Source organism: Vibrio sp. S11_S32, from assembly GCF_014694465.1.
GTDB classification, from domain to species: Bacteria; Pseudomonadota; Gammaproteobacteria; order Enterobacterales; family Vibrionaceae; genus Vibrio; species Vibrio algicola.
Genome location: NZ_JAAUWS010000064.1, coordinates 1 through 11,376, shown reverse-complemented (window position 1 = coordinate 11,376; position 11,376 = coordinate 1). Strand labels below are relative to the sequence as shown.

Here is an 11,376-nt window from a genome sequence, read left to right as displayed (position 1 = left end):
AGCTTACGCAATGATCAAAGCTTTAAATAAACTAACAGGGCTAGGTATGCCTAAAACTTACCGAATTGATTGAAATAATACCATTCTAGTGTTGTCACCTCTAAATTTGAATTACGCAACAAAGCCGATATAAAACAAAATATAGAGAAGTTGGCGTCTATGACAAGTGCACGAGAAAGGAAAGACCAAGCTTATATTGTGTCCTTAAATCGAGCATTAGCGACTTTAAATCGTTCGGCAGACAAACAAGGAAAAGTAGCATCAGTACTGATTATTGGTCGGTTTCGCAAAGAAAACATCTCTCAGTTAAAAGGAATGGATGTATCCCAACTTTCGTATCCATACTTAAATGTGATTTTCGTCACCGCCCATGCAAGTAAAGGTTTAGAAGCTGATTTTGTGATCTTATTTGGTGTTGATACAGGAGTGTTCCCATTTACACGAGAAAATGATGAATTGATTGATTTGGTTTTACCGAATAAAGATAGTTATACCCATGGTGAAGAACGCCGCTTATTTTATGTGGCCTTAACGAGAGCAAAGCATTTTATATATCTGCTATTTGACGGTGAAAATCGCAGTCCATTTTTAACTGAAATGGAAAATTATGGAATGAAATATGTAGACGTTAAGTTAGCACCAAAATTAAAAAAATGGCATTGTAATCAGTGTAAAACAGGGGAACTTCGCCCCTTAAAGACTAAATATAATAAAACGTTCTATAAATGTTCGTTGTCACCAGCTTGCGATACTATTGTGAATAGTTGTAAGCATTGCAATTCACCTATAGAGACGAGCTCTAAAGGTTTTAGAGCATGTCGCGGCTGTGGTGAAATTGAAATTGGCTGTTTGCATTGTGGTATGGGGACAATGGTAGCTCGATGTGAAAATGATCCGAATCGAGAGACATTTTACGGCTGTAATCGCTTTCGGAGAGGTGCTGATGATTCGTGTGGTGAAAACATTAAAACCAAAGCATATCAAGAACGAGTTATCCAAGCTAAAAGGTTTGTTACTCATAATCGTTAAGTCTATTTTTATGCTTGAAGCCGAATGCGAAGCGGTTGAATCTTTACAGACTCATAAGCCTGTGATCAATAGTAAGGTTATCTTGGCCTCAATCTAATCACTAAAGGTCAGCCGTTTGGTGTCCTGTCATAAAAAAGCTCATTAACCGAAGAACTTTTAGTTAATGAGCTTGTTACTAGTAATAAGTGTGCTGATTTACGAGAAACTAGTCGCTATTAATAACGCACTATTTATACCAACCGTAATCATTATCTGAACATTAAATTACACTGATAATCCGCACACTACAACGGCGGCATCTCATCTTTATTCTGATGGCCTTTCTTTTTCACTTCTTTCTCGGCCTGCTTGATCAGGTTGAGTAACGCCTTACTGTCATAATCTTGACGGTTTTTGCTATAAAACGCTGCCATTAATGTGCTTAATTCGGCTTTGATTTGTTGGGTTAACTCATCACTAAGGCTTGGGTGCTTAGCCAACCATTGCGAGATCTCACTGTGGATCTTAGCCCCATCTTGGTGTTGTAAAATATGGGCTAAATCGTTATCGATGGCTTGTAAACTCGGTTGTTTGGCTTGAGTGCTGCTAATTGGAGTTTGCTTATTCTTTTTAAGTAGCAATATTAGCGTAATGATCCACAGCGCGGCAAATAACGCGGTTAAATAAGGCCAGTAGCCGGCGCTAATCACCGCTGGAGTGGCAGCGGTGTTGTTGTCTGTGGTAGCAGCAGGGCTGGGCGTGGTTGAGGCCTGAGTTGTTGCTGGGGTTGCTGCTGGCGTTGCAGTTTGCACCGGCGCGTTTTCATCAACCGTGCTGGTTAAGGTTAACCCTTCAGCCTTGGCGGTTTCAGCTTGGCTGGTTTGTGAATTCCACCAAGGGACATTAACCGCTGGTAAGGTGATGGTACCAGATTTTTTCGGCATCAACACTTGTTTGAGCGTCATTACGGTATTGCCTTGTTTATCTAGACCAAACTTTGGTTTTTCAGCATAAACTCGGATTGATTTTGGATAATCAATTTTAATATCAGGCAGGCTTTCGGCGCTCACATCTTTGACCACCAGCGCTAAAATACGAGTGATCGGCTGACCTACTTTGGCGTCAACTTTGCCTGATGAGACATCGATCATATCACCATTGCCGTTTTGCCATCCTTGTCGTAATTCCAGTGATTGAGTCGGTAGCCACACCCCTGAGAATGACGCGGGTTTTTCTAATACATTTAAAGCAATAGGGCCGGAGTGAACATTGACGGGCACAATGCGGCGTGCACCAGTGGCGCGGCTCACATCAATTAAACTGGCCGTCAATCGTGGTGGATTTAATGTGTGCTTTCCAGAAGTAGTGGCGGTCACTTGATAGTTTTGATCGACAATCGTCGCTTGTTTACCATTGACAACACTTTGATATTGCTTAGGTTCGCCAATTGGAGTAATGGTTAAGCCGTCACCCGATGGTGGGATAAGTTTGGTGTTTTGCAATCCACGCGGATCAGCTTTAACCACTAAGCGACTGCGTAATGTCGCCATTTCTTTAGGATAAAGCGTGTGTTTTGAAATGCTATCTTGAAATTCAATCAGATCATCTTGTTTCGGCGCGGTCGGATCTTTGCTGATATGTAAGGTGATCGGTTGGGTTTTGGCACCATTAATGGTAAAGCTTGGGATCACGACCTCACCGACTTTACTGGTCGCTAATGACACATTCCATTCGGTGCGGATGGTGGTATCGCCATTAATGCTGTAACGAGACGTGCCATATTGCACATTTCCCATAGTGAAGTTTTGACCAAGTACACTGGCATCAAAATCATCACGGCTAGCGGTGCCCATGTAAGCGACTTTAAAATTGAACACTTCATCGCTGCGGAGGTGAGTTTGATTGACGGTGGCAAAAGCAGGAATATTTTTTGCCACACTCACTTGGCTAAAGGTGAGTGAGGTGATTAACAGCATAAAGACTGAAAACCATTGCAGGGCGTTTGATTGGCTCATTTGTCGTTTCATTTTTTGCATTACCTTCTGTTGCATTACCATTGTTGACCAGTAGATTGAGGCGCTGGGTTTTGTTGAGCTTCTAATGCCATTTGCGCTTGCAATAAGCGTTTTGCATCATCAGGAATTTGTTGCAGTTTATTGAGTTGCGGATCCACTGCTACGGTGTTACTCGGCTTTTCCTTGTTGTTAGGATCGGCTTGAGTTAATGCTTGTGGCTTACTTTGTTTGCCTTGCTGTTGCTTAGAATCTTGCTGCTTAGCTTGCTGTTCCTGTTTAGCGTGTTGCTGCTTGGATTTATCCTGCTGAGCCTTTTGTTGTTTATCTTGATTTTGCTGTTGTTGCTGTTGCTGTTGCTGTTGTTTATTTTGCTCGGACTGCTTCTGCTGATCATCCTTGTGTTGTTTTTGCTCAGATGACTGCTTTTGATCCGATGCGTTTTTTTGCTCAGATTTACTTTGATCTTGCTTAGATTTCTCTTGCTCAGATTTAGACTTCTCTTGTTCAGATTTAGATTGCTTCTGTTTTGAGTGGTCTTGTTTTTTGTTATCTTGCTGTTTATTTTGGTCTTTGTTGTCTTTGGATTTTTGATCTTGTTTGTTATCTTTTTGATTCTGCTGTTTTTTTTGCTGTTGCTTTTGTTGTTCGAGCGCTTTATTGACGATATCGAGATTGGTCTTAGCATCATGATTGTTCGGGTTTTGGGCTAAAATAGCCTCGTAACCTTTTTTCGCGTCTGCTAATTTTCCGGCTTGGGCTTGCGCATTGGCGAGGTTGTAGCGCGAATCTTCATCGCTGCTACCTTGCAGATTATCAATCGCGGCTTGGTAATTACCGGCTTGATATTGAGCCGCGCTTTGCCATGCTTTATTTTCAAATCGATTGGCCGCTTGGGCATAAGCTTTATGTTGGTAAGCATCAAAACCTTGTTGATCAGGCGTTTTGAATATCGAATCAATTAGGCCAGTTTGAGCGGCTTGAGTGACCGGAGCTTTGGATGTTGGCAATGAAGAGTCTGCGGCAAAAGCAGGGCGAGGGCTCAACATTGGCAGCGTCATTAAGAGCGCGATACTGAAGATACCACCGCGACGAAACCCGCCTAATGCCAGTAGTAATAAAATTGGCAGTAACCAAAAACCGTTATTGGTGTGCACTTCCAATTCGGGGGATCCTTTATTCGCTTGTGCCGATTTTAATTGCACATGATGCAAGGTTTTGGCGATCGCTTGTACGTCGGCATCATCAGTGCGAAGTGGGGTGTAAATACCATTGCCGACTTTAGCTAAGCTTTGCAGGCCATTGATATTGGTTTTCGCTACCACAGTGGTGCCGTGACTGGTGAACATATCGCCATTGGGCAGTTTAATTGGTGCGCCTTGCTGAGTACCAACTGACATGACCGAGAGTCGCCATTCGGTGCCTTTTAATAGCTTGGCAATATCTTGGCTTTCATTGCGGCTAACATCATCCGATACCAACACAATATCACCTTGCATGTGACCGGCTTGAGTCAACATATCGATGGCTTTTTTTACACCTGCCGCGGCGTTACTGCCTTGAGTTGGCATAATATCGGGCGATAGATTAGGAATTAAATTGGCCAGTGTTTTACTGTCGGAGGTTAACGGGCTGATCATATAGCCATCACCAGAGTAGGCGACTAACCCCGTGGTACCTTCATTTAGGGTCGGTAATAAATCCAACATTTTATAACGTGCTTGGGTCAAGCGGTTTGGCGCTATATCGGTGGCGTACATCGACAAGGTCATATCCATGACGATCACGCGCGCATTATTGACACCAAAGCTAGGCACTTCTTGCTTTTGAAAGCTGGGGCCTGCTAACGCTAATACCGCAATAAGCCAAGCACTGAGGATCGCGCTTGCCAATGTTCGATGCGATTGCTTTTTATCTAAGCCCAGTTGTTGGCTTAAATGACTGGCAATTAAGCTGGTGGTGTTGGCGTGGCGAAATAACCACACACTTAACATCAAAGCAGGGATCGCAGCGAATAACCAATAGGGATGTAGAAACTGAAAATCAGCCATGTCGTCTCCTTAAAATAGCCAAAACAAAAGACAAAATCAGAGCCAGTGCTAATGGATAAGAAAACCATTCACTTTGTGGTCGCCAAGTTTGAGTGGCATTGGTGACGGGTTGTAATTGATTAATGGTTTGGTAGATCTTATCGAGTTGATCTTTATCTTTGGCGCGGAAATATTGCCCACCAGTCATTTTAGCGATCTCGGTTAAGGTCTTTTCATCCAGATCTTGGGAGGTATTGACGGTTCGAGTACCAAAGAAACCATTGGTTTGAATTTCACCTGCGCCAATGCCGACGGTATAAATAATCGCATTATTATCTTTGGCAATTTTTGCCGCTTCTAAAGGCTCAATCACGCCAGCGGTATTGCCGCCATCACTGAGCAGCACCATCACACGTTGTTTCGCTTCGCTTTTAATAAAGGTTTTAGTCGCAATACCAATGCCTTCGCCAATCGCGGTTTGGGTACCAATCATATTGAGCTGTGCGCGGTTCAATTGTTGTTGAACCGTTTGTCTATCGAGTGTTAACGGGGTTTGTAAATAGGCATGATCGGCAAACAGTACTAAACCAAGGCGATCACCTTTTCGTTCACTAATAAAATGATTAAGGACTTGTTTCACCGCAGAGAGACGATCGATATAACCATTATTGGAATTCATATCTTCTTGTGCCATTGAACCGGATAAATCCACCACCAGCATCATATCGCGATGTTTAGGTTGAAATTCAATTGGCTTGCCATACCACACAGGGCGGGCGGCGGCGGTGACTAATAATAGCCAGATCAATAACGCCAATATTTTAAGACTAATATGCTGCGCTTTGGGCACCGCGCCTTGTTCGGGTAACGTTGGCAAAGTAATGGCGGTGCGTTGTTGATGCGCAGGTGCAAAATAATAAATGATTAAAGGCAATGGCAGAGCGAATACCATCCACCACCAATGGAACTCAAACATCGTCCTTTGGCTCCTTACGTTTTAGTGTGGCGGATTCTAGCGGTTCAAAATCGGCGTCTTGTTGGTCGGCATTGGCATCTTGATTGGCGCTTAATTTTTCTGTTTTAGCCGCTTTTTCCGTTTTAGCTACTGTTGTTGTTTTAACTACGCGTGCTTTTGATACCATCGAGTCCATTGTTTCGGTTTCTGCGGTCGGCTTGAATACTAAGTTCGCCGCTTTAAGTTGTTTTTTACTTGGCGGCAGCGTGCCTTCAACCCATTGTTCAACTTGTTGAATTAAACCAGTCGCTAAGGCATCACTGATCGGTTGCTTTTGATACAGCGCTTGTTGCCATTCGGTTTGATTGGCACTAAATGAAGAGGACGTTGATGTCTCGGCTGCTTGTTGGTCTAAAAATTTATACCATGCATTGCCATGTAAACTGGCCAGCATTCCGCGCGGGTAATACGCTAAACAGGCTTGGCGTAACAGATCGTTAGCCAAGGCCACTTTTTTATTGGGATTGGCCTCACGTTGACACATGTTGGTTAATAATCGTAATGCCGCTCTTTTAGCACGTCGATTTTCCTTATATTTACGCCATGTAAAGAAAGCAATAATAATCACTAAGATAATAATGGCGAAGAGTGCCCACCATCCCCAAGCGAGCGGCCATATTGCGGGTGCTTCGGGAAGATGTAATCCGGCTAAAGGCAATGGCGGTGAACTGCTGGTCGCTGCTGCAGCATGTGCAGAAGCGGTAGGTTGCGCGCCAGAGGCTGCAAGAAGAGTAGGGTTGTTCACGAGTGATTTCCTTGCGAAGATTCAGTTTGAAGGCGAGTGGCGCCAAGTTGAGACAACAAGCTGTCAGCGCTCGATAATGATTGCATCGGTATGGCCATTTTTTTACACATGTTCTCAATAAGGTTGAAGTGTTCGGTATAACGATTTTCAAGCTGCTGACGAGTGCGTTTAAGACCGAAGTTTAACCACTGTGTTTGTTGGCCATCGGTGACATATTCGCTGCCTCTAAACGGAGTGTCGCCCATTTCTAAAGGATCAAAAATATGCACAAACCGCAGACGATTGTGCTGAGTTAATTGATTCAATAATGGTTTATCTTGCTCACTGAGGCGTTGAAAATCACTGATAAAGATTATATCACTGCCTTTAGGGCACATACGATGCATGGTTTGTAGCACCCGTTGAAAAGGCAGAGTAATGTCATCCATTGACTTAGTGGTTAAACGGGCGGTATCGCGTTCGATCAATTGATTAGTAAGCTCAACTAATTGATGGCTAATATGCAATGCGCCTTGCTGACGAGCGGTGGGTTTAAGTTCAATTAAACGATCGCCGGTATCAATTAATGCCCCAATACGGTCTTTGTTTTCAACCGTAAGCCAACTTAATAAACTGGCTAAATGGGCGCATTGTACCGATTTGAATAGTAACTGAGAGCCAAAACGCATGGTGCGGCTTAAATCGATATACAGCATCACCGGTTGCTCACGCTCTTCGGTAAACAGCTTGGTATGAGCTTTACCGGTACGCGCCGTCACCCGCCAATCAATCGAGCGAATATCATCACCGGCTTGATACTGACGAACTTCTGAAAAGTTCATACCACGGCCTTTGTGTTGGCTGGCATGTCCACCGTTAAGTTGCGACCAAATGCTTTTTGCTGGAGGCTGCCAATAAACCGTATGACTTTTATAATTGAGCAGCTCTTTTAAGCACAAGCGAACCCCGGTCGAAAATGGGGGTAACATTGGCGCACTCATGCACTGCCAACCTGTGCTAGTAGTTCGGCGATCACACGATTAGGTGTTATCCCTTCGGCTTGGGCTTGATAACTCAATAATAAACGGTGACGAAGCACAGGGAAGGCCATGGCTTGTACATCTTCAGGGCTTACAAAATCACGACCCGATAACCACGCATGAGCACGGGCGCAACGATCTAAAGCAATGGTGGCACGCGGACTCACGCCCATTTGTAACCATTCTTTTAATAAGGGGTTGTATTGTTCAGGCTTACGGGTTGCCATCACTAATCGAATAATATATTGCTCAACATTGTCTGCCATGTGGATAGAAATGGCGGCTTGGCGAGCATCGAAAATAGTTTGTTGTGACAACGTCACGGGTTGAGTGGCAATATGACCTTGTGCTTCACCACGATTTAAACGCAAGATGTCTAACTCGCTGCTGGCATCGGGATAGTTCACTTCAAGATGCAATAAGAAACGGTCAAGTTGCGCTTCTGGTAGCGGGTAAGTACCTTCTTGTTCAATCGGGTTTTGGGTCGCCATCACCAAGAATAATTCCGGTAGTTTATAGGATTCACGCCCGACGGTAATTTGCTTTTCCGCCATCGCTTCTAGCATTGCGGCTTGCACTTTGGCTGGGGCGCGGTTGATTTCATCGGCTAAGATCAATGAATTAAAAATCGGCCCTGGTTGAAAGGTGAACTCTCCGGTTTCAGGGCGGAAAATATCGGTACCGGTTAAATCGGATGGCAGAAGATCGGGCGTGAATTGGACCCGATGAAAATCGCCATCAATACAATCGGCCAGCACTTTTACTGCGCGAGTTTTGGCCAGCCCCGGAGGACCTTCAACCAAAATGTGACCATCGGCTAATAGCGCAACCAACAGTTGTTTGACTAATTCATTTTGGCCGATCACTTGAGAGTTTAGATATTGCTGGAGTTGAGCAAAAGTATCTGAATGCATGGTCAAAATATCTCCATTATTGATAAGGTTGAGCGATGAAAGAAAATTTACAAAAAGTAACGTAACCTTTCCGACTATAAAAAGCAGAAAAAGTTCGAGTTAGATGTGTTTATCTTGAAAAAATGCGATTAAGTGCTTAATCATTAAGCAAAGATGACAGTCGACGGGTGATAATATCAAAATTGATGCTGATTCGATTGTGGTTAAGTTGGCATAAAATGGTTAGAATTGAACTAAGTTTATTTTTGGAAGTGCATTATGAGCAATGATATAGAAAAAGAATTGGCAGACATGGCTGCAGAGCTAGAAGAGTCGCCAGAAACGCCATTACCAAGCCTTGAAGAACAAAAAGCGATTGTGGCAAAGTTAAAGCAATTAGAAGCAGAAGGGAATTTAACCCCAGAAGCCTTGGCTGAACATTTCGAGCAATTTGCCGAAAAGAAAGGTCCACCGGTTCATTAATGGTGAAAAGCAATAATCTTTGCTAGCCGAATCAAGTAAACGCCCGTTGGATCGCTTAAGCCAATGGGCGTTTTAGTTTTTATAGCCATTCCCAGCAGGTAATGAATCATCAAAAAAACGGGCCAAGTATTAAATGGCGTTGGGATTATTGGCGGGAGAATAAGATGTTAGAAAAAGAAAACCTGATCAAACTGGCTCGCATGCCGATGCCATTTGGGAAATACGCAGGGCGCATGTTGATCGACTTGCCAGAAGAATATTTACTGTGGTTTCAAAATAAAGCCGAATTCCCTAAAGGCGAACTCGGCGATTTATTGAAATTGTGCTTAGCACTAAAAGTTGAAGGGCTAGACAGCTTGGTTAAGCCATTAAAGCGTTAAAGCGAATTAATTATCTTGCGCCAAAAGCTCACCAATTACCGTTAACACACCAGAATCACGGTGACTTGGTGCGCTAAAACGAGCAAATTGTTTTACCTCTTGGTGCGCGTTATCGACCGCATAAGAGTGATAACTGGCTTGCAGCATTTCGATATCGTTAAAGTAGTCGCCAAAACTCATGGTTTCTTCATAACTAAAATTTAAGGTATTTTGTAAATGCTTAATCGCATCGCCTTTAGATGCGCTAATATTCATGATATCCAACCAAATTTTTGCGCTCACCACCACTTTATGACTGTGTCCAAAATGCTTATTTACGCTTGGGTATACCTTCTCTTGTGTGCCATCGAAATGACAAATTGCGACTTTAATAAAATCATCTTCAACACTGAGTAAATCTTCAACGTATTGACAACGATGATAATATTTTTTGATCTCTTGTAACGCTTTGGGATCTTGAGTTTCAATATAGGCCGATTGCTTGCCACATAGAACAGTAAAAGCCCCTTCTATCTGACGAACTTGTTTAATGATGTTATGAATTGATGGCGTATCAATGGTGCAACTATAAAGCTCTTGCCCCTGATGCATCACTAAAGTGCCATTTTCGGCAATAAAAAACATCTTATCTTGCAGTGGTAAAAAGGTTTCGAGCAAGCTGTAATATTGGCGACCAGAAGCCGCTGCAAACATAATGCCTTTTGCATCGAGTTGCGCAAAAACATCAAAAAAAGTGGGATCTAATTGCCCATCCTGATCGAGCAAGGTGCCATCCATATCGGTAGCAATAAATTTAATAGAGTGTGATGTCATTTGAATACCCATAGAGAAAAAAATGAGATAGGCCGTTGTAGTGACATGTATTGAAAAGTTTTAACGGCCACGAGAAGGTTAACCATACAACGGCTAGCCATAAATTTGAATTAGTTTCCGCAAGATCCATCACTCAGCTCATCATTCACCAAATACTGAATAATTAAGGCATAGTTCCACGATTTATGCCTAATGAGTGATATGATAAATGCAATTTTTAATGGTGCCTTAGGCCAGTAACCGCATGGATTACAGAGTAAGAAAAACTTATGAAGCAGACAGAACAGCGATTGTTGAAGGGGAGCAAAATGGCAATGAAAAAGCTCGGTATGGTAGTTATTTAGTTAAAACGTTGTCACAAAAGCTTACCCGTGATTTCGGCTCTGGTTTTTCTCAGCGAAATATCAAATATTTCAGGCAGTTTTATTTAGCTTTCCCTGAATTACAAATTGGGCACACAGTGTCTGCCCAATTGAGTTGGAGTCACTACAAGCAATTATTGAGAGTTCAAGATCCCCAAGCTCGTACCTATTATGCAAAAGAAGCCTATCAGCAAAACTGGTCAACTCGAACCTTAGATAGACATATCTCAACGCAATATTACCAACGCTTATTGAGTACGCCATCGATTTAGCAAGGTACTCAATTAATCGAACAAGATTTAGAAAAAGCACTTATTAATGATATTCAAGACTTTTTATTAGAGCTAGGTAAAGGTTTTGCGTTTGTCGAGCGTCAGCAATTAGTACGAACAGAAACCAGTGACTTCTATATTGATTTGGTATTTTATAATTACTTGCTTAAATGTGTTGTTATTATTGAACTAAAAACTGAAAAGTTAACGCATAAGCACTATTCTGGTCTAATCGATCTGGACACCTTGATTGTGGATAATACGATAATCAATCGAGGTGAATATGAATACAAAACGTCAATATCGAACTTATACGAAAGAATTTAAAGAAGAGGCAATCGGCC

At 42.7% G+C, this 11,376-nt stretch carries 12 protein-coding genes; 5 read left to right on the top strand and 7 right to left on the bottom strand.

Annotated features, from left to right (window positions below):
• Positions 1-129: 129 nt before the first annotated feature.
• On the top strand, positions 130-1,029 hold the full coding sequence (locus tag HC723_RS15485) for a 3'-5' exonuclease (protein WP_342365770.1): 900 nt from the start codon (positions 130-132) through the stop codon (positions 1,027-1,029).
• Between the two features lie 284 nt (positions 1,030-1,313).
• Here the strand turns inward: HC723_RS15485 and HC723_RS15480 are convergent, their stop codons facing one another.
• Genes HC723_RS15480 through HC723_RS15455 form a run of 6 tightly spaced genes read right to left on the bottom strand, consistent with a single transcriptional unit; the run spans position 1,314 to position 8,743 of the window.
• Positions 1,314-3,035, bottom strand: coding sequence for a BatD family protein (locus HC723_RS15480; RefSeq protein WP_190339716.1), 1,722 nt, complete (start codon positions 3,033-3,035; stop codon positions 1,314-1,316).
• A 23-nt stretch (positions 3,036-3,058) separates the two neighbouring features.
• The gene (locus HC723_RS15475; RefSeq protein WP_190339715.1) at positions 3,059-5,071 is read right to left on the bottom strand and encodes a vWA domain-containing protein; all 2,013 of its coding nucleotides are present in this window, start codon (positions 5,069-5,071) and stop codon (positions 3,059-3,061) included.
• A complete protein-coding gene (locus HC723_RS15470) occupies positions 5,064-6,026 on the bottom strand; it encodes a vWA domain-containing protein (RefSeq protein ID WP_153448506.1) in 963 nt (320 codons plus the stop codon). The genes HC723_RS15475 and HC723_RS15470 overlap by 8 nt, the downstream gene beginning before the upstream one ends.
• Positions 6,019-6,810, bottom strand: a complete 792-nt coding sequence (locus HC723_RS15465) for a DUF4381 family protein (protein WP_190339714.1) — start codon at positions 6,808-6,810, stop codon at positions 6,019-6,021. The genes HC723_RS15470 and HC723_RS15465 overlap by 8 nt, the downstream gene beginning before the upstream one ends.
• A complete protein-coding gene (locus tag HC723_RS15460) occupies positions 6,807-7,778 on the bottom strand; it encodes a DUF58 domain-containing protein (protein WP_238925523.1) in 972 nt (323 codons plus the stop codon). The genes HC723_RS15465 and HC723_RS15460 overlap by 4 nt, the downstream gene beginning before the upstream one ends.
• A gap of 8 nt (positions 7,779-7,786) precedes the next feature.
• Positions 7,787-8,743, bottom strand: a complete 957-nt coding sequence (locus tag HC723_RS15455; RefSeq protein ID WP_153448509.1) for an AAA family ATPase — start codon at positions 8,741-8,743, stop codon at positions 7,787-7,789.
• A gap of 258 nt (positions 8,744-9,001) precedes the next feature.
• Here HC723_RS15455 and HC723_RS15450 point away from each other — a divergent pair, with 258 nt between their 5' ends.
• Entirely contained in the window at positions 9,002-9,205 is a 204-nt protein-coding gene (locus tag HC723_RS15450) for a restriction endonuclease subunit S (protein ID WP_153448510.1), read from the top strand.
• A gap of 164 nt (positions 9,206-9,369) precedes the next feature.
• Positions 9,370-9,585, top strand: coding sequence for a DUF3820 family protein (locus HC723_RS15445; protein WP_027695672.1), 216 nt, complete (start codon positions 9,370-9,372; stop codon positions 9,583-9,585).
• Positions 9,586-9,591: 6 nt separating this feature from the next.
• Here the strand turns inward: HC723_RS15445 and HC723_RS15440 are convergent, their stop codons facing one another.
• On the bottom strand, positions 9,592-10,398 hold the full coding sequence (locus tag HC723_RS15440; protein ID WP_190339712.1) for a Cof-type HAD-IIB family hydrolase: 807 nt from the start codon (positions 10,396-10,398) through the stop codon (positions 9,592-9,594).
• A gap of 244 nt (positions 10,399-10,642) precedes the next feature.
• Here HC723_RS15440 and HC723_RS17390 point away from each other — a divergent pair, with 244 nt between their 5' ends.
• Both HC723_RS17390 and HC723_RS17935 read left to right on the top strand, forming a co-directional pair.
• Complete coding sequence (locus HC723_RS17390) at positions 10,643-11,032, top strand: DUF1016 N-terminal domain-containing protein (RefSeq protein WP_203218786.1); 390 nt, start codon at positions 10,643-10,645, stop codon at positions 11,030-11,032.
• Positions 11,033-11,047: 15 nt separating this feature from the next.
• On the top strand, positions 11,048-11,359 hold the full coding sequence (locus tag HC723_RS17935) for a PDDEXK nuclease domain-containing protein (protein ID WP_446751411.1): 312 nt from the start codon (positions 11,048-11,050) through the stop codon (positions 11,357-11,359).
• Positions 11,360-11,376: the final 17 nt, after the last annotated feature.